This window comes from Aurantiacibacter sp. KMU-128, assembly GCF_056933515.1.
The window spans coordinates 2,988,769-3,005,967 of sequence record NZ_JBXORT010000001.1 but is presented as its reverse complement, the minus strand read 5'-3'; the positions used below and the strand labels follow the sequence as shown (position 1 = coordinate 3,005,967).

The window sequence follows — 17,199 nt, the reverse complement described above, 5'->3', positions numbered from 1 at the left end:
TCGTCATCACGCGGACCCGGGCCTGGCGGTATTGCCGTTGCCGGCTTTCGCGCTCTCGCGCGCCGCCTGCTTGTCCGCCTTTCCGGCGCGGCGGGCGGCCTTCTCCTCGCTTGGCGCGCGGGGCGGGGAGAAGGAAATGATCTGGTCGCCCGGCTGCGGTTCCGGCGCAACCGCGTGGGTGAAGAACATCAGCTCGCCGTCGGGCTTGATCAGCAGCAGCATATGCGCCTGATCGGGCAGCTTTTCCTGTGCGTCTTCGAAATTGAACTGTTCGGACAGGGTGGTGCGGCGCAGCACCCAGCCTTCCTGTTGGCGTTGCTGGACGTCGTCGACGCCAAGTCCGGATTTGAACAAGGCCCGCCCGCGCAGCGACGCTGGCAATGCGCGGTGATCCGCGTCATCATCCGCATCTTCGCCAAGCTGGTATACCTTGTCGGTGCCGATCTCCGGTGCGAATTCGGAGCAGACCAGCGCATTATAGGCTTCGTTATCGGTCGCCGCGACCAGCGACTGGAACGGCGTCAGGTCGAGATTGTGTTCGGTTGCCTCGTTGAGGATTTCGCCGTGATAGGTGGGCAGGCCGAGCGTGCGTGCCGGCTTGAGCCGCTGCCACGATCCGTCGACGATCATCACGGGCGTATCCGTTTTGTGCAGGATTTCGGCAAGGGCTATCGACCATGGTGTTGCACCGGCAATCAGCACGCCGGGCCGCGAGGCGCTTTTGATTTTCAGCAGGCGCGCGACGATATCGACCGTGAAGCCGTGCGCGAAAACGGTCGCCACCACCACGGCAAAGCTGAGCCCGATCAGGATCGAGCCGTCGCCATAGCCCAGCTCGTCCATCCGCAGCGCGAACAGGCCGCTGATTGCCACCAGCACGATGCCGCGCGGAGCGATCCATGCAAGGAACAGGCGCTCGTTCCACGGCACCGAACTGCCGAGCAATGACAGCAGGATCGTGGCCGGGCGGACAAGGAACAGCAGCGCGAGAAGGAACAGGTAGAGACGCAATCCCGCAGCCTCGAACGGGTTGAGATAGGTCAGCTCGGTCAGATCGAGCGAAGCCGAGAGCAGGATGAAAATGCCCGATACCAGCAGCACCGCCACATTCTGTTTGAACGGGTGGATGCTGCGCAGGCTGGCCACGTGCATATTGGCCAGCGCAATCCCCATCACCGTCACGGCGACCAGCCCGGCCTCGTGTTCGATCATGTTGCAGGCGACGAAGGTCCCGACGACGGCCACCAGCAGGACAGGCACTTTGAGGAACTCGGGCACATATCCGCGCGGGAAGCTCCATGCGATCACCCATGCGGCGGCGAAGCCGATGACGCCTGATGCGACGGCCGCGAGAGCGATTTCGGGGAGAACTTCGATGGCGGCGGAGCCTTCACGCGTCGCGCGAAAATATTCATAGGCCACCACCGCGCACAGCGCGCCGATGGGGTCATTGACGATGGCTTCCCATTTGAGCAGCGCGGCGGGGCGTTGCTGCACCGATGACTGGCGCAGCAAAGGCATCACCACTGTGGGGCCGGTCACCACCAAAATGCCTGCGAACAGGATTGCCACCGGGAGAACGATCCCACCGATGACGTAGGCTGCCAGTGTTCCGAACAGCCAACCCAGCGGCACGCCCAGCAGCACCAGCCGCCAGATGCCGCTGCCATACTTCTTGAGCTCGCGGAAATTCAGGCTCAGCCCGCCCTCGAACAGGATCAGCGCTACGCCGATTGCGACCATGGGGGAAAGCAGATCGCCAAAGGCCGCTGCGGGGTCGAGAACGCGGTAGCCAAAATAGCCAAGCAGCGGTCCCGCGATGAAGCCGGCCGCCAGCATCAACACGATCGCGGGCCAACCGGTGCGCCAGGCGAGCCATTGTGCACCTATGCCGAGCACCCCGACAAGGGCAATTTGCAGCGCCTGCGAGTCCATGATCCTCCTTCGGGATTAACGTCCCCCGGCAACAGAACGCACGAGACGGGGGATTTTTCCGAGAAAGTCCGCGGCGCAGCGGGAAGGGCCGCCTATCGGCCCCGTCAATGACCGGAATAGGAAACCAGCGCCGTCGATGAGACGCCCGCTGCGGCCAGCACATCGCTGCCGCCGAGATCGGGCAGATCGATAACGAACAGCGCGCGGTCGACTTCAGCACCCGCACGGCGCAGCAGCTTTGCCCCCGCAGCGGCGGTGCCGCCAGTGGCGAGCAGATCGTCCGCCATCAGCACCCGCATTCCGGGTGTAATCAGCGTAGGATCAAGTTCGAGCCGCGCAGTGCCGTATTCGAGCGCGTAGTCTTCGCCAATCGTTTCGACAGGCAGCTTGCCCGCCTTGCGCAACGGGATGAAGCCCACGCCGAGCGCAATGGCGAGTGCAGTGCCGAAGATAAATCCGCGCGCTTCCATTCCGGCGACCGCATCGACCGGTGCTTGCCGCGCGTGATCGGCCAAGGCATCAACGGTGCGGGCGAGGCCCGGTCCGCTGGCCAGCAATGTCGTGATATCGCGGAACTGGATGCCGGACTTGGGAAAGTCCGGCACAGTGCGGATCAGCGGCTCCAATTCGTCGGCAATCGCCATCGGAGCCGCTAATTCCCGTTAGTCTTTCTTGCGCTTCAGATCGGCCCAGACCTGCTTCTTGGCAAGCCAGGCAAGGATGGTCGCGAACAGCGTGAAGGCAATCACCCACCAGCCGGTCTTCTGGCGCTCGATCAGCTTGGGCTCGGCCGTCCAGGTCAGGAAGGCGGCAACGTCTGCCGACATCTGCGCAACCGTCGGTTCGGGCGAGCCTTCGGCGGTGTAGGTAACCTGCCCGTCAACCACCAGCGGCGGCGCCATCGCCAGATTGATGTTGGGGAAGTACGGGTTAAAGTTCAGTCCCGTTGCCGGCATGTAATCAGGCGCGGTTTCGGAGAACACAAGCCCGTCGGCATTGGTGTAGGTGTTGGGATCGGCATAGCCCGACAGCAGCGAATAGACGTAATTCGTGCCGTCATGGCGCGCCTTCGTCATCAGCGAGAGGTCCGGCGGGATCGCGTTGTTGTTCGCCGCTGCGGCCGCAATCGCATTCGGATAGGGCGAGGGGAAATTATCGGTCGGCAGCGCCGGACGCATCACGCTTTCACCAGTGTCGGGATTGATGCCCGGCACCTGCCACGTGGCCGCCTCTGCCCGCACCTGCGCTTCGGAGAAACCGATATCTTCGAGATTGCGGAATGCGACGTAGTTCAATGAGTGGCAAGCAGCACACACTTCCTTGTACACCTGATAGCCGCGCTGCAGCTGCGCCTGGTCCCAGCGACCCAGCGGGCCCTCGAAGGAGAAGCCGCCTTCCGGTGCTTCGGGCTCCAGCACGAAGGGATAGTAGGCGGGCTTTTCCGCAGGCTCGGTGGCCGCAGTATAGGCGCCGACGCCGAAGGACACGAGCACCACGAGAGTGAAGCCGAGACCGATGAGGATACCAACTAGGCGGATCATAATATCTGTCTTTCCTCTAAACCGTCGCGGGGTCAGGCAGTTGCCGGCTTGGCGCTATCGCCCAGCGCAGCCTTGTCGTCGCTTCCCAGCACTGCCTCGGTGATCGAGTAAGGCAGCGGGTCGGGACGCTCGATCGAGCTGATGATCGGCAGGATGACCAGGAAGTGCAGGAAGTAATAGGCGGTGAAGATCTGGCTCAGCATCACATAGGGCTCTTCAGCCGGAGCGCCGCCGAGATAGAACAGACCCGCCATACAGGGGATCAGGCCGAACCAGAAGAACTTGCGGAAGAGCGGACGGTAATGGCCGCTGCGCACCGGGCCCTTGTCCAGCCAGGGGAGGAAGAACCACACGAGGATCGCCGCGAACATCGCCAGCACGCCCCACAGCTTGGCCGGGAGAATGAAGTCGAAGGTGAACGCGCGCAGGATCGCGTAGAACGGGTAGAAATACCACTCGGGCACGATGTGCGCAGGCGTCGAAAGCGGGTTGGCCGGGATGTAGTTATCCGGGTGGCCCAGCACGTTCGGCATGAAGAACACGAAGGCGAAGAACAGCAGCAGGAACACGCCCAGGCCGAACCCGTCTTTCGCGGTGTAATAGGGGTGGAACGGCACCGTGTCCGATTCCTGCTTCACTTCCACGCCGGTCGGGTTGGACGAGCCGGGAATGTGCAGCGCCCAGATGTGCAGGATCACACAGCCCGCGATCACGAAGGGCAGCAGATAGTGCAGGCTGAAGAAGCGGTTCAGTGCCGCCGCGTCAGGTGCGTAACCGCCCAGCAACCAGATCTGCAGCGGCTCGCCCACCAGCGGGATCGCGCCGAACAGGCCGGTGATGACCTTGGCACCCCAGAAGCTCATCTGGCCCCAGGGCAAGACATAGCCCATGAAGGCAGTCGCCATCATCAGCAGGAAGATGGTGACACCCAGCAACCAAATCATTTCGCGCGGCGGCTTGTACGATGCGTAGAAGAAGCCACGGAAAATATGGATGTAGATGACCATGAAGAAGAAGCTGGCACCATTGGCGTGCGCATAGCGCATCAGCCAGCCCCAATTGACGTCGCGCATGATGTGCTCGACCGAGGAGAACGCACCATCGGCATTGGCGGTGTAGTGCATCGCCAGCACCACGCCGGTGACGATCTGCAGCATGAGGCAGAAACCCGCCAGCACGCCGAAATTCCAGAAATAGGAAAGGTTGCGCGGTACCGGATAGCCCGCGCCGACAGCGTTGTAGACGAGGCGCGGCAGCGGCAGCTTCTCGTCGAGGAACTTGGTGAAGCCGTTGGCCGGCTGATATTCCTTGGCCCAGGGAAAGCTCATGGTCTCTCTCTTCTTCTTCGGCTTAGCCGATCACGAGGGTCGTGCCGGCGATGGTGTATTCGGGCACCAGCAGGTTGCTTGGCGCGGGGCCCTTGCGGATGCGTGCGGCGGTGTCGTAGTGCGAACCGTGGCAGGGGCAGAAATAGCCGTTATATTCGCCCTTGTTCTCGCCTTCGGCAGCGCCCAGCGGCACGCAGCCGAGATGGGTGCAGACCCCCATCACCACCAATACGTCTTCATGGCCCTCTTGCGTGCGCTCGGCCAGAGTCTGTGCATCGCGCAGCGAATCAACATCGACCGCGTTGGCTTCATCGATCTCGGCCTGCGTAAGGCGGCGGATGAACACCGGCTGCTTGCGGAACACCGCCTTGATCGCCTGTCCGGTTTCCAGCGCGCCGATATCCAGCTCGGTCGTGCTTTCGGCGAGCACGTCTGCCGAGGGAGCCATCTGGCTGACCAGCGGATAGACCATCACGCCGCCACCAACAGCCGCAGCCGACGTTGCAGCGACCGTGATAAAGTCGCGGCGACGCACGCCTTCTTCCTTGCTGACTTCCGGAGCAGTGCCGTTTTCTTCTGACATACCCTTGCCTTGCCTGTTTGGCCGCTATGCGCCGCATCGGACGCGTCCGGCCGTCACTCGAATACTTTCTGTGCCGGATGCAAAAACTGTCCCGAAAAACGGGACGCAGGCCGACAGCTTGGCGCGGCTGATAGACGAGCAATCGCGCCCTGCCAACCCGCCTTTTGGCTATAGGTCTTTTGGAGCGGTCAATGCGCCTGTAAGCGTCTGAGGAAAATGCGTTTTGCTACGAATCAGGCGGGCAAAGCGATCAGCGAATACTGGCGTTTGTCCGTTGCTTCCGCACGATGAGTCGCGCGCCGGTAGGAGTGGAAACGGTCTTCTTGCGAATAGGTATCAATTGCCAGGTCTTCGACCGCCCCGATTTTAAGCGAGCGTAGCCGCCAAACAATATAGGCGGGCAGATCGAATTGCCATTTGCCCGGGCGGCTACGGGTGAAGAAGGTCTGGTGGCGTTCCTCGAACTGTTCGACAAAGTCCCAGCCGACTTCGTAATTGGCCTGCGCGATGGTCGGGCCGATGGCGGCGCTGATATTGGCGCGGCTTGCGCCCAGCTCTTCCATCCGCCGCACGGTGGCTTCGAGCACGCCGAAATGCGCGCCGCGCCATCCGGCATGGGCCGCGCCGATCACGCCTGCCTCGCGGTCGGCAAACAGCACCGGCGCGCAATCGGCGGTGACAATGCCGAGCACGAGGCCGGGCGTCGCGGTTGCCATTGCATCGGCTTCGGGCCGGGCATCGGGTGCGAAGGGCGCATCGACCGCCAGCGCGAGCGGCGAATGGACTTGCTTGACGAGGACGAGTTGCGCGCCCGCGAGAATGCAGGCAGGATCGGGCTCTCCTTCACGCCCGACGCCGGTCAGGAAGCCGTGCGGAATGCCTTGCAGCACACCGGCCCGCTCCATATCGCGCGTATCAGCCAAGGCTCTTGTCCACCTGCTCGCGCGTGTCGCGGGATAGATTGGCCACCGCCGCGATCCGCTCCAGCTCGGCGCGCATCATGGCAGAGCGCACCGGCTCGATCCGCCGCCAGCGGCCCAGCTGGCCGACAAAGCGGCTCGCGGTCTGCGGATTGACCGGATCGAGCGCGATGATGAGATCGGCGATCATCCGGTATCCGCGCCCGCTCGCATCGTGGAAAGCGTGCGGGTTGTATGCCATCGCCATGTGCAAAGAGCGCACGCGGTTGGGGTTTTTCATCGTGAAATCGGGATGCTTTGCCAGCGCCTCGACATGATCGAGCACGCGCGGGTGCAGCGAGCTCGCCTGCAAAGCGAACCATTTGTCGATCACCAGCGCATTGCCGGTGAAGCGAGCGTAGAAATCCTTCAGCGCCGCCTCGCGCGCATCGCTTTCGAGCCCGCACAGCACCATCAGCGCGCCTTGCCGGTCGGTCATATTGTCGGCTTTGGCATATTGGTGAGCCGCCAGCTCGGCGGCCTTTTCGGAATCGCTTGCGGCGGCATAGGCGAGCACCAGCGACTTAACCTTGCGCGCGCCCCGCGCTTCGGCATCGAGGCTGAACGGCACTTGCTCCGCGCGATCATAGAGCGCGTGGAATTCGCTCGCCAAAGTGCGGCCCAGATAGGCCTTCAGCGCCTCGCGTTCGGCATGGATTGCGCCCGGATCGGCAACCGGCATGGTTTCCGCCAGATAGCTCTCGCTCGGCAGCACGAGCAGCTCGCCGCGCATCAGATCGTCGAGCGCATTGTCGGTCAGCACCGCACCAATCGCCTTTGCAATCGCCGCTTCACCCGCAGCGCGCGCCGTATCATCCAGCGCTCCGTTCACCGCGTCTTTCAAATGCCCGACAACGAGGTCTTGCAAGGCCTCGTAACGGGCGAAGGGATCGTCATCATGCGCGGCGAGGAAGACCAGCTCGTCCTGCGACACGTCACGCTCGACAATCACCGGCGCGGAAAAACCGCGATTGATCGATAGTATCGGACGTTTGGAATATCCAGAAAAGCTGAAGCTTGCTTGAGCTTCGGTGAGCGTAACCAGCTGTTCACCACTATGGTTCGCGCTCTCCGCATCATACAGCGCAATCGCCAGCGGGATGACCATGGGCTGCTTGTCGGGCTGGCCGGGGGTTGCGGGCACGTCCTGCGACAGGCGCAAAGTGGCGGTGTCGCCCGAATGCTCAAGCCGGACAGAGACTTTGGGCGTGCCGGCTTGGCTGTACCACAGGCGGAATTGCGACAGGTCGAGCCCCGCGCCGTCCTCCATCGCCTTGACGAAATCCTCGCAGGTCGCCGCCTCGCCATCGTGGCGCTCGAAATAGAGATCGGTGCCCGCACGGAACCGCTCTTCGCCGCACATCGTGCGCATCATGCGGATGACTTCGGCGCCCTTGTTATAGACGGTGGCCGTGTAGAAGTTGCTGATCTCCTGATAGCTGTCGGGCCGGATCGGGTGCGCGAGCGGGCCGGAATCCTCGGGGAATTGCGCCCCGCGCAGCACGCGCACATCGGCAATCCGTTTCACCGGCGCGCTGCCCATATCCTGGCTGAACAGCTGGTCGCGCAGCACGGTGAAGCCCTCTTTCAGCGACAACTGGAACCAGTCGCGGCAGGTGACGCGGTTGCCCGACCAGTTGTGGAAATATTCATGCGCGATCACGCCTTCGATCCCGTCATAATCGGCATCGGTGGCGGTTTCGGGGTCGGCGAGCACATATTTGGTGTTGAAGACGTTGAGACCCTTGTTCTCCATCGCCCCCATGTTGAAATCGCTCACCGCGACGATGTTGAACAGGTCGAGATCATATTCGCGGCCGAACACTTCCTCGTCCCAGCGCATCGATTGTTTGAGCGATTCCATCGCGTGCCCGGTGCGCGGCAAATCGCCATCGCGGACATAGATATTGAGCGCGACTTCGCGGCCCGACATGGTCGTGAAGCTGTCCGAATTGGCGACCAGATCGCCCGCGACCAGCGCGAAGAGGTAGGACGGTTTGGGCCACGGGTCGTGCCACTCGGCCCAGGGCGTGCCGTCCTCGTCTCTGCCTTCCGCCACCAGATTGCCGTTCGACAGCAGCACGGGAAAATCCCCGCGCATCCGTACGGTGTAGACCGACAGCACATCGGGCCGGTCGGGGAAGAAAGTAATGCGGCGGAAGCCCTCCGCCTCGCACTGCGTGCAGAGCATTCCTTCCGAGGCATAGAGCCCCATCAGCTGCGTGTTCGCGCCGGGGTCGATTTGCGTGGCGATGCTGATTTCATGCGCTTCGGCGGACAGCGGAATCAGCAAGTCCGAGCCATCCATCGACCAGTTTGCCACCGGTTCGCCATCGACCGCGACGCTGAGCGGCTGGATATCGTCACCATTGAGGCGGATCGCGGGCGAGGGATCGGCCTTGGCGTTGCGCAATACGGTGAGCTTCGCCACCACGCGCGTCGCATCGAGGCCGAGATCGAAATCGAGATGCACTTCGGGCACCAGCCACGGAAACGGCGTATAATCCTCGCGGCGGATCGTCACCGGCGCTTTGGGTTCGGGCGCGGCGTCGGCCATTTCGGCGTTGTTTTCAGGAGCGGCGGGGCTGCGGGGAATATCCATGCGGCGAAATTGGGTGTTTATTGGCGGCGTGTCGAGAGGCTATGTGCCCTGCCATGTCCAATCTGTTCATTTTCGGCCTCGGCTACACCGCGAAACACATCAAGGCCCGCGCCGAAGCGGCAGGGTGGAGCGTTGTGGCGACCGGATCGGATGGCGATGTCGATTTTGCCGACCGCGACGCGGTGCGAGCTGGTCTGGCCAAAGCCGACTACGTTATGTCTTCCGTGCCACCCAGCCGCGAAAGCGGTGGCGATCCGGTGCTGGAGACCTATGGCGAACAGCTCGGCGGACTGCGGCTCGGATATTTGTCTTCGACCGGCGTCTATGGCGATGCGGGCGGCGCATGGGTCGACGAAGGTTCGCCCACCGGCACAGGCCGCCGCACTGCACGCGCGGATGCAGATGCAGCGTGGCTCGCCAAGGGCGCGCACGTCTTCCGCCTTCCCGGCATCTACGGCCCCGGCCGCTCCCCGCTCGACCGCGTGCGAGAGGGCAAGGCGCACCGCATCGATCTGCCGGGACAAGTCTTCAGCCGTATCCATGTCGAGGACATTGCGAGCGGCGTGTGGGCGGCGATTTCGAGCGATGCTCCGGCGGGGGCCTACAATCTCGGCGATGATCTGCCGTGCAGCCAGAACCTCGTGATCGAGGAAGCCTGCCGCCTGCTCGGCGTGGAGCCGCCGCCCTTGCAGACGATCGACGAAGCAGGCCTCTCCCCCATGGCGCGCGGCTTCTACGCCGAGAACCGCCGCGTCGCGAATGGCAAGCCGAAACGGGTGCTGGGATGGGTGCCGGGCTATCCGACCTATCGCGAGGGGCTGCGCAGCCTGCTCTAATGCCGCAATCCGCCTGATTGCTGCACCTGCACCACTTTCTGCCGCCGTGCCTTCAATGCCAGCAGCATCCCGACCACCGCCAGCGCCATTCCCAGCAGGGTGAGCGGCGTCCACGCATATCCCTCCAGCAGCGTCGAAATCAGCATCGCCACCGAAATCGTCACGATGGAATTATACGCGGTGCGCCCCGCGCCGATTTCGCGCACGAGATTATAGTGCAGCGGGAAGGTCACCACCGATCCGATCAGCGCGAGATAGACGATCCCGCCCCAATAATTGGCCGATGTCGGCACCGGCGGCGCGCCCGTCGTCGAAAGAGCGAAGGCCCCGTCGAACAGCGTTCCGTAAAGCATCGCCCATGCGAGCAGGCTCACCATCGGCACGCCGCGCCCGGTGGGGTTGGCCTGCACGACATTGGCGAAAGACGCGGCGAGAATGCCCAGCAGCGCGAGGCCGATCCCCAGCCCGACATTGCCGCCAATCACGCCCGCATCGGGGTTAGCCTGCCATTCGTGCCACAACAGGAAACTCACCCCGACAATCGCCACCGCGCTGCCGAGGATAAAGCCGCCCTGCACTTTCTCGCCCAGAAACACCCGCGCAAACAGCGCATTGGGCACCATCAGCAGCGCGAACATCATCGCGACGATGCCGGAAGTGACGTAAAGCTCGGCGTGATAGACGAAGAGGAAATTGCCTGAAAACTGGAACAGGCCCACCAAAGCGGCGAGCATCTGTTCCTTGCGGGTGAGCCGCAGCCGCCGCTTCATCAGCCATGCGACAAGGAACAGCGCGGGGGTCGCCAGCGCAAAGCGGTAGAACACCGACCACGCGGCGGGCACGCCGTCGATCTGGCCGGTGATGACATACCAGGTGCTGCCCCAGATGGTGCCGGTCAGCAGAAACGGCACCAGCACCCGCCAGCTCAGCATAGTCGCCTGATCGGTGCTCATAGCGCTGCGATGGCCTTGCCCAGCGCGTGCGAATGGTCGGGATCGCTGGCCCAATGGGTGACGAGGCGGATGCACGTCTCGTCCCAATCGTAGAAAGCGAAACCGACTGTGCGCAAAGCGGCGCGTTCGGCGGCATTGGCGCGGACGAACAGCTCGTTGATCTGCGCCGGATGCACCAGCCGGTCGGGGATCATCTCGGCGACAATCGCCGCTGCCGCATTCGAAGCGCGGGCATTGGCGAGCCAGAGGTCATCTTCCAGCATCGCCAGAATCTGCGCGGCGAGGAAACGTCCCTTGCTTTGCAGATGCCCCGCCCGCTTGCGCCGCCACCGTACCAGATCGGCCTGTTCGGTGTCGAAGAAGACAATCGCCTCTGCCCCCATGCCGCCATTCTTGACGAAGCCGAAGCTGAGCGCTTCGCACGGCCCCACCGCCTCGGCAGGCGCGCAGCCGAGATGCGCCACCGCATTGGCAAAGCGCGCCCCGTCCATATGCAGGCCGAGTTTCCGCTCGCCCGCCAAAGCGCCAATCGCGGCGAGTTCTTGCGGCGTATAGACGAGCCCGTATTCGCTCGCCTGCGTGATCGATATCGCGTGCGCGGGCACCTGATGCACGCCGCGCGTAATGCCGTCGAGTACCGCTGTAATGCTCTGCGGGGTAAGCTTCGCGCCCTCGCCCTCGGCCAGCAGCAGCTTGGCACCGTGCAGATAAAAGCCGGGCGCGCCGCATTCGTCCATTTCGATATGCGCTTCTTCGTGACAGATCACTCCGCCATGCGGCTGCACCATGGTGGCGAGCGCAAGGCAGTTCGCCGCTGTCCCCGTCGCCACCCACAAGCCCGCACATTCGCGCCCGAACAGCGCCGTAAACCGCGCGTCCAGCTCGCGGCTCAGCGCGTCGGTGTCGTAGGGCGTGTCCACCGCGTCGGCAGCGCGCATGGCTTCCCACAGCTTGGGATGGACGGGTGCCGCATTATCTGAAAGGAACTGCATCGCGCACCGCACTGCCCGTTCGCAGGCCGGTTCGCAAGAAGGAGAATGTGCATGGCCGAGCCCGAAATCACCCGCAACGATGATGGCGGCAAGGGCGCCTATTACGCCGATGTCGAGGGGACGGACGTCAAGGCAGAGCTCACCTGGCGTGCCAAAGGCGATGTGCGCGTGGCCGATCACACTTTCACCCCGCCCGAAGCGCGCGGCAAGGGTATCGCGCTAAAACTGGTCGAGGCGCTGGTGGCCGATGCCCGCGAGCAGGGTTTTAGCGTTCTGCCGACCTGCCCCTATGTGGCGGTGCAATTCAAGAAGCACCCTGAATGGGCAGATGTGCGCGCGCGTTAGGCGCGCCTATTTGGGCAGCCTTGCGAAATCGACCGAGGCGATGCTTTCGAGCACCGCAGCGCGCAGCTTTTTCGCATCTTCCAGTGCGAGGCCTTCAAAGGCGAAATTGCCGCCCGCCATGCCGAACACCAGATCACAATAGCCGCGCCAGCGGGCAATCGGCCCTTGCGCAATCTCGACCGAATGCAGCTTCACCCGGTTGGCAATCTGCGTGCGCGGAGCGAGCCAGCCGCGCCGCGAAATCACCTGCGCCGGATCGAGCGCGTGGCGGTCGTAACGCCACAGGAAGATCTGCTGCGCGGTAAAGAATATTGCGAGGGCGAGCATCAGATAGAAGCCGAAGGTCAGTCCCACCGCATCGGGGCCGAAAGCGATGTCGGCAGCCAGAAAGCCGAACGCGCCGATTATGCAGGCACCCGCGCTGATAATAGCCTTGTCGAAGCGGTAATTCGGGCTTGGCCGCCGCCAATCCTCCGCCTCGTCGGGCAAGACGAACCCCGCTTCGGCGGCAATCGGCGCGATTTCGGCCATGGTGGCAAAGGGTGCGACCTCGTGGTTCGCGCTGCCCGAATCCTGCGCCAGACTGATGAAGGACAGGCCGTGCCAGCCGAAACGGCGGCGGATGATGCCGGTTGATACCACCAGCGCCTGTACGCGGTGGACGGGCATTACCACATCGGTTTTGGTGAGCAGTCCGCGGCGGCGACGGAAGCCCTTGGGCGTGCGCTCCAACCGGAAATCCCAATCGCGCACAAAGGTCTTGGCGATGCCCGACAGCACCCCGACGCCGATCACCGTGATAAGGATATACAGCACGCCGAGAATGCGCGCGGTCATGTCCATCCCGTCGATATATTTGCCCGCTTCGAAATAGCCTTCGTCGCGCACATATTGTTCGGCATAGTCCCACACGTCGAAAGGCAGCAGGAATTCGAACTGCTGGATCGCGCCGATAATCACCGCGAAAATCACCAGCGAGAAGCTGAACAGGCCGTAGGTGAACAGCCGTCCGGGCGGCATGGCGAACAGCATTTGCGCAGGGGCGGCAAAGCCTTGGGCGGCTATCGCATCATCCTCGCCCTGCCCTTGTACGATGTCTGGCGCGCTTTCGGCTTCGTCCACACCTTCCACCAGCGCGCGCACCGTTTCGCGCAGCCGCTCGCCCTCCGCTTCGCTGACATAGGCCAGCTTCAGCTCGTCCTTGCCACCCGCGCCGGTTTCGAACTTTACTTCGACCAGGCCGAGCAAGCGCGGGATCAGCTTTTGTTCGAGGCTGACATCCTGGATGCGGTCATACGGGACAGAGCGCGCCGCGCGGCTGACAATGCCCTGCTCCAGCCGCACATCGCTCGCGCCGATGCGGTATTTCAGGCGATACCAGCCGAGCCATGCCGGGACGAGGTTAATCGCGATGATCAGCGCAATGATCGGCACCGCATAGGGCGCGACCAAGCCGATCCCGTCATCGCTGCGGCTCGCGCCGAACAGCAGGAAGGCGGCCGGGATCACCGCCTGGCCAAGCGTGCGAACCGCCTGCACCGCGACCGACAGCCCGCTGAGGCGCCGCCATTCACCGATTTCGATGGCCTCGCCCGCTTCGGCGATTCCGTCCGCGTCGCCGGTCACATCGATTCCCGCTTCACGTGCTGGCGGATTTCCTCGCGCATGGCGCTGGCATCATCATAGGCGAGCCCCGGCAAGGTCACCGAGGCATTGTGCGTGCCCGCCGTGTGCAGGATCAGCCGCGAAATGCCGAACAGCCGTTCGAGCGGCCCCTGCTCGACATCGAGATGCTGGACGCGGCTGAACGGGACGACAGTGTCCGAATGGAACATCACGCCCTTCACAACCCGCAGCCGGTCAATCGCCATATGATAGCCGCGCGAGCGATACCGCTTCATCGGCAGCACCAAGATGAAGATCGCCGCAAGAATCAGCACCGGAATGGCGGGAACCCATGGCGGGACAATTTCAGCCACTGACAGCACAGTCGCGCCGATGACGAAGGGGATTGTAAAGATCAGCCCCTCGATCCGCATGACGGTGGTGTAGCTGGGATCAAGCTGGGTAAGCGGCTCTGCATCGGGAAGCGTATCGTCCATAGGTGCGTTATAAGGACAATACAGCGCGATTAAAGGAATTTTGTTTGCGCACCCGCATCCGCGGGCGCGTCCTCGCTAGACGCGCTCCGCTACGCTACGCGCCCGCTGCGGGCGGGCAGTCGCCCTAGGTCGGCTGCTGGTCGCAGCCGATACTTGCACAAGGCAGCGTGGGTCAGTCGCGAGTGAAACGAGCGACCGAGCGCACGGCGCGACCCGCAGGTGCCCCGCAATGGAGGCGTAGCCGGAATGGAGGGAATAGCGCCGAGGACGAAAGCGCGGAGGCGCTTTCGAAAAACAAGAATGGTGCCACGAGAGAGGATTGAACTCTCGACCTCACCCTTACCAAGGGTGCGCTCTACCACTGAGCTACCGCGGCGCCGATCAAGACGCGCGCCTATCGTTGCGAAGGCGGCGATTGTCAAGCGATGCTTGAACCTTTCCTGCGATAGCGCCATTGCCTTGCGCATGAGTGAAGACACACGCAAAAATCTGTCGCGGGAAGAGCGTCTGGCAGCCAAATTGCGCGAAAACCTGAAGCGCCGCAAAGCGCAGGCGAAGGCGATGCGCGACGAATCACCGCCGGAATCGCCACCCAAATCGTCTCTGGCCAAGCCCGATTGAGGCGGCTAACCCGCCGCATAATTGGTTCAATAACGGGGAAACCGACACGTGCCCAAGCTGATACTCGTCCGCCATGGCCAGTCCGAGTGGAATCTCGCCAACCGCTTCACCGGCTGGTGGGATGTCGATGTGACCGAAAAGGGCGTGGAGGAAGCACGCGCTGCCGGTCGGCTGCTGAAAGAAAAAGGCGTGCTGCCCACACTCGCTTTCACCAGCGTGCAGAAGCGGGCCATCATGACGCTGCATCTGGCGCTGGAGGAATGCGGGCGGCTGTGGATTCCCGAAACCAAGGACTGGCGGCTGAACGAGCGGCATTATGGCGGGCTGACCGGCCTCAACAAGGACGAAATGCGCGAGCTGCATGGGGAAGAACAGGTGCAGATCTGGCGCCGCAGCTTTGACGTGCCCCCGCCGCCGCTGGAAAAGGGCAACGAGTTCGATCTCTCCGGCGATCCGCGTTACGCCGGGATCGACGTACCGCAGACCGAGAGCCTCAAGCTCACGATCGAGCGCGTTCTGCCCTATTGGGAAAGCACCATCCTGCCCGAGCTCGCCAAGGGCGAGACGGTGATCATTTCCGCGCATGGCAATTCCTTGCGCGCGCTGGTGAAGCACCTCTCGGGCATTTCGGATGACGAAATCACTGGCCTCGAAATCCCAACCGGCCAGCCGATTGTTTACGATTTCGATGCCAATATGGTGCCGGGTGAACGCTACTATCTGAAGGACAGCTAATGGCCGATGTTGCAATCGTAATGGGCAGCCAGTCCGACTGGCCGACGATGCAATGCGCCGCCGATGTGCTCGATGCGCTGGGCGTATCCTACGAAGCGCGCATCGTCTCCGCCCACCGCACGCCCGACCGGCTGCACGCCTTCGGCAAGGGCGCGGCGGAGGAAGGCTTCAAAGTCGTGATCGCGGGCGCGGGCGGCGCGGCGCATCTGCCCGGCATGATCGCCGCGCTGACGCATCTGCCGGTGCTCGGCGTGCCGGTGAAGTCGAAGGCGCTGAACGGCATGGATAGCCTGCTCTCCATCGTGCAAATGCCCGCCGGTATTCCCACCGGAACGCTGGCGATTGGCGAAGCGGGCGCGACCAATGCGGGGCTGCTGGCGGCGAGTATTCTGGCGCTGGGGGATGCGGAACTGGGTAAGCGGCTCGTGGCATGGCGTAAGGCACAAACCGACAAGGTGGCAGAGCAGCCTACAGACTAATCGCCACCCCCGTTCGTCCTGAGCTTCCCCACTTACCGCTCATGCTGAGCTTGTCGAAGCATCGCTTTTTCTTATAGCGGACGCAGAAGTGGAAGGGCGATCCTTCGACAGGCTCAGGATGAGCGGGGTTTCTTTGCTAGCTCCCGGATCGACAATCGGCATTCTCGGTGGCGGCCAGCTGGGCCGGATGCTCGCCATGTCTGCCGCGCAGCTAGGCTTTCGCTGCCATATCTTCGCGCCCGAAGCCGACAGCGTTGCCGCCGAGGTTTCCGCGCAGTTCACCAACGCCGCGTGGCATGATCGCGATGCGCTCGCCACTTTCGCGCAAGGCTGCGATGCGATCACCTATGAATTCGAGAATGTGCCGGTCGAACCGCTCGCCGCGCTGCCCGCAGGCTTGCTTGCGCCGGGCACCAGTGCGCTCGAAGTGGCGCAGGACCGCATAAGCGAGAAACGCTTTGTCGAAAGCCTCGGCGGGCGCCCCGCGCCTTTCGCGCAGGTCGATTATGACGCTGATCTGGCCGATGCGGTGGAGCAGGTCGGCACGCCCGGCATCCTCAAAACCCGCCGTGACGGCTATGACGGCAAGGGCCAGTGGCGCATCGACAGCGCGCATGATGCGCTGGGCATCCGCATCCCGGCGAGCGGCTGCGTCTATGAAGGCATGGTGCGTTTCGAGGCCGAGTTTTCGGTCATTCTGGTGCGCGGGCGGGATGGCGCGGTGCGGTTCTGGGATTCGACCCACAACACGCATACAGGCGGCATTCTGGCGACCAGCGTGCTGCCCGCTCCGGCGATTGTCGGCGCGCAGGTGGAGGCGGCGCGCAGCCTTGCCAGCCGGATCGCGGAAAAGCTCGGCTATGTCGGCGTGCTGACCTGCGAATTCTTCGCCACCGCCAACGGCCCCGTCTTCAACGAAATGGCCCCGCGCGTGCACAATTCGGGCCATTGGACCATCGAGGGCGCGGTCACCAGCCAGTTCGAAAACCATATCCGCGCGGTGGCGGGCCTGCCGCTGGGCGATACGTCCAGCACGGCGGAGCGGATTGTGATGGAGAACCTCATCGGCGATGTCGCCTTGCGCACCGACCGCCACCTCGCCGATCCGCGCGCGCATCTGCATCTCTACGGCAAGGCCGAGGCGCGCGACGGGCGCAAGATGGGCCATATCACGCGGGTTGGCTGAGC

17 protein-coding genes and 1 tRNA gene are annotated in these 17,199 nt (G+C 63.3%); 6 read left to right on the top strand and 12 right to left on the bottom strand.

The features are described 5' to 3' along the window. Nucleotides 1-6: 6 nt before the first annotated feature. The 7 genes from ACS0VV_RS14745 to pepN all read right to left on the bottom strand — a co-directional run bounded on the left by ACS0VV_RS14745 (nt 7) and on the right by pepN (nt 8,948). Entirely contained in the window at nt 7-1,935 is a 1,929-nt protein-coding gene (locus tag ACS0VV_RS14745; protein WP_483533443.1) for a cation:proton antiporter, read from the bottom strand. A gap of 104 nt (nt 1,936-2,039) precedes the next feature. Beyond that, nucleotides 2,040-2,579, bottom strand: a complete 540-nt coding sequence (locus ACS0VV_RS14740; RefSeq protein ID WP_483533442.1) for an adenine phosphoribosyltransferase — start codon at nt 2,577-2,579, stop codon at nt 2,040-2,042. Nucleotides 2,580-2,597: 18 nt separating this feature from the next. Then, nucleotides 2,598-3,476 carry a cytochrome c1 gene (locus ACS0VV_RS14735; RefSeq protein ID WP_483533441.1) on the bottom strand — a complete coding sequence of 293 codons (879 nt, stop codon included), beginning with the start codon at nt 3,474-3,476 and terminating at the stop codon, nt 2,598-2,600. Nucleotides 3,477-3,508: 32 nt separating this feature from the next. After that, nucleotides 3,509-4,804 carry a cytochrome b gene (locus ACS0VV_RS14730; protein ID WP_483533440.1) on the bottom strand — a complete coding sequence of 432 codons (1,296 nt, stop codon included), beginning with the start codon at nt 4,802-4,804 and terminating at the stop codon, nt 3,509-3,511. 22 nt (nt 4,805-4,826) lie between these two features. Continuing rightward, nucleotides 4,827-5,387 (bottom strand): ubiquinol-cytochrome c reductase iron-sulfur subunit, encoded by a 561-nt coding sequence (petA, locus tag ACS0VV_RS14725; protein WP_483533439.1) that lies wholly within the window; start codon nt 5,385-5,387, stop codon nt 4,827-4,829. Nucleotides 5,388-5,620: 233 nt separating this feature from the next. Further along, nucleotides 5,621-6,310 carry a peptidoglycan editing factor PgeF gene (gene pgeF / locus ACS0VV_RS14720; protein ID WP_483533438.1) on the bottom strand — a complete coding sequence of 230 codons (690 nt, stop codon included), beginning with the start codon at nt 6,308-6,310 and terminating at the stop codon, nt 5,621-5,623. Continuing rightward, a complete protein-coding gene (gene pepN, locus ACS0VV_RS14715) occupies nt 6,303-8,948 on the bottom strand; it encodes an aminopeptidase N (protein ID WP_483533437.1) in 2,646 nt (881 codons plus the stop codon). The genes pgeF and pepN overlap by 8 nt, the downstream gene beginning before the upstream one ends. 53 nt (nt 8,949-9,001) lie before the next feature. Here pepN and ACS0VV_RS14710 point away from each other — a divergent pair, with 53 nt between their 5' ends. Beyond that, nucleotides 9,002-9,784 (top strand): Rossmann-fold NAD(P)-binding domain-containing protein, encoded by a 783-nt coding sequence (locus ACS0VV_RS14710; protein WP_483533436.1) that lies wholly within the window; start codon nt 9,002-9,004, stop codon nt 9,782-9,784. Here the strand turns inward: ACS0VV_RS14710 and ACS0VV_RS14705 are convergent. Both ACS0VV_RS14705 and ACS0VV_RS14700 read right to left on the bottom strand, forming a co-directional pair. Further along, nucleotides 9,781-10,737, bottom strand: coding sequence for a DMT family transporter (locus tag ACS0VV_RS14705; RefSeq protein WP_483533435.1), 957 nt, complete (start codon nt 10,735-10,737; stop codon nt 9,781-9,783). The two genes, ACS0VV_RS14710 and ACS0VV_RS14705, sit on opposite strands and share 4 nt — an antisense overlap. Then, a complete protein-coding gene (locus tag ACS0VV_RS14700) occupies nt 10,734-11,729 on the bottom strand; it encodes a threonine aldolase family protein (RefSeq protein ID WP_483533434.1) in 996 nt (331 codons plus the stop codon). Before ACS0VV_RS14700 ends, ACS0VV_RS14705 begins: the two co-directional genes overlap by 4 nt. 51 nt (nt 11,730-11,780) lie before the next feature. On the opposite strand from ACS0VV_RS14700, the gene ACS0VV_RS14695 reads away from it, so the two are divergent. Then, a complete protein-coding gene (locus ACS0VV_RS14695) occupies nt 11,781-12,074 on the top strand; it encodes a GNAT family N-acetyltransferase (protein ID WP_483533433.1) in 294 nt (97 codons plus the stop codon). 6 nt (nt 12,075-12,080) lie between these two features. Here the strand turns inward: ACS0VV_RS14695 and ACS0VV_RS14690 are convergent, their stop codons facing one another. The 3 genes from ACS0VV_RS14690 to ACS0VV_RS14680 form a co-directional block, all read right to left on the bottom strand. After that, nucleotides 12,081-13,700, bottom strand: a complete 1,620-nt coding sequence (locus tag ACS0VV_RS14690; RefSeq protein WP_483533432.1) for a PH domain-containing protein — start codon at nt 13,698-13,700, stop codon at nt 12,081-12,083. After that, entirely contained in the window at nt 13,697-14,176 is a 480-nt protein-coding gene (locus ACS0VV_RS14685) for a PH domain-containing protein (protein WP_483533431.1), read from the bottom strand. Before ACS0VV_RS14685 ends, ACS0VV_RS14690 begins: the two co-directional genes overlap by 4 nt. 301 nt (nt 14,177-14,477) lie before the next feature. Beyond that, nucleotides 14,478-14,552, bottom strand: a tRNA-Thr gene (locus ACS0VV_RS14680). 89 nt (nt 14,553-14,641) lie between these two features. On the opposite strand from ACS0VV_RS14680, the gene ACS0VV_RS14675 reads away from it, so the two are divergent. The 4 genes from ACS0VV_RS14675 (at nt 14,642) to ACS0VV_RS14660 (ending at nt 17,197) form a co-directional block, all read left to right on the top strand. Further along, nucleotides 14,642-14,797, top strand: a complete 156-nt coding sequence (locus tag ACS0VV_RS14675) for a hypothetical protein (protein WP_483533430.1) — start codon at nt 14,642-14,644, stop codon at nt 14,795-14,797. 48 nt (nt 14,798-14,845) lie between these two features. Beyond that, nucleotides 14,846-15,532 (top strand): 2,3-diphosphoglycerate-dependent phosphoglycerate mutase, encoded by a 687-nt coding sequence (gpmA, locus tag ACS0VV_RS14670; RefSeq protein WP_483533429.1) that lies wholly within the window; start codon nt 14,846-14,848, stop codon nt 15,530-15,532. After that, the gene (purE, locus tag ACS0VV_RS14665) at nt 15,532-16,011 is read left to right on the top strand and encodes a 5-(carboxyamino)imidazole ribonucleotide mutase (RefSeq protein WP_483533428.1); all 480 of its coding nucleotides are present in this window, start codon (nt 15,532-15,534) and stop codon (nt 16,009-16,011) included. The genes gpmA and purE overlap by 1 nt, the downstream gene beginning before the upstream one ends. 133 nt (nt 16,012-16,144) lie before the next feature. Beyond that, nucleotides 16,145-17,197: a 5-(carboxyamino)imidazole ribonucleotide synthase gene (locus tag ACS0VV_RS14660; RefSeq protein WP_483533568.1), complete on the top strand. Its 1,053-nt coding sequence runs from the start codon at nt 16,145-16,147 to the stop codon at nt 17,195-17,197. Nucleotides 17,198-17,199: the final 2 nt, after the last annotated feature.

Coding starts and splice junctions, on each gene's coding strand:
- ACS0VV_RS14710 (WP_483533436.1), top strand. CDS start 9,002: ATGTCCAATCTGTTCATTTTCGGCCTCGGCTACACCGCGAAACACATC.
- petA (WP_483533439.1), bottom strand. CDS start 5,387: ATGTCAGAAGAAAACGGCACTGCTCCGGAAGTCAGCAAGGAAGAAGGC.
- ACS0VV_RS14730 (WP_483533440.1), bottom strand. CDS start 4,804: ATGAGCTTTCCCTGGGCCAAGGAATATCAGCCGGCCAACGGCTTCACC.
- ACS0VV_RS14685 (WP_483533431.1), bottom strand. CDS start 14,176: ATGGACGATACGCTTCCCGATGCAGAGCCGCTTACCCAGCTTGATCCC.
- ACS0VV_RS14675 (WP_483533430.1), top strand. CDS start 14,642: ATGAGTGAAGACACACGCAAAAATCTGTCGCGGGAAGAGCGTCTGGCA.
- ACS0VV_RS14695 (WP_483533433.1), top strand. CDS start 11,781: ATGGCCGAGCCCGAAATCACCCGCAACGATGATGGCGGCAAGGGCGCC.
- ACS0VV_RS14735 (WP_483533441.1), bottom strand. CDS start 3,476: ATGATCCGCCTAGTTGGTATCCTCATCGGTCTCGGCTTCACTCTCGTG.
- purE (WP_483533428.1), top strand. CDS start 15,532: ATGGCCGATGTTGCAATCGTAATGGGCAGCCAGTCCGACTGGCCGACG.
- ACS0VV_RS14740 (WP_483533442.1), bottom strand. CDS start 2,579: ATGGCGATTGCCGACGAATTGGAGCCGCTGATCCGCACTGTGCCGGAC.
- ACS0VV_RS14705 (WP_483533435.1), bottom strand. CDS start 10,737: ATGAGCACCGATCAGGCGACTATGCTGAGCTGGCGGGTGCTGGTGCCG.
- pepN (WP_483533437.1), bottom strand. CDS start 8,948: ATGGATATTCCCCGCAGCCCCGCCGCTCCTGAAAACAACGCCGAAATG.
- ACS0VV_RS14700 (WP_483533434.1), bottom strand. CDS start 11,729: ATGCAGTTCCTTTCAGATAATGCGGCACCCGTCCATCCCAAGCTGTGG.
- ACS0VV_RS14745 (WP_483533443.1), bottom strand. CDS start 1,935: ATGGACTCGCAGGCGCTGCAAATTGCCCTTGTCGGGGTGCTCGGCATA.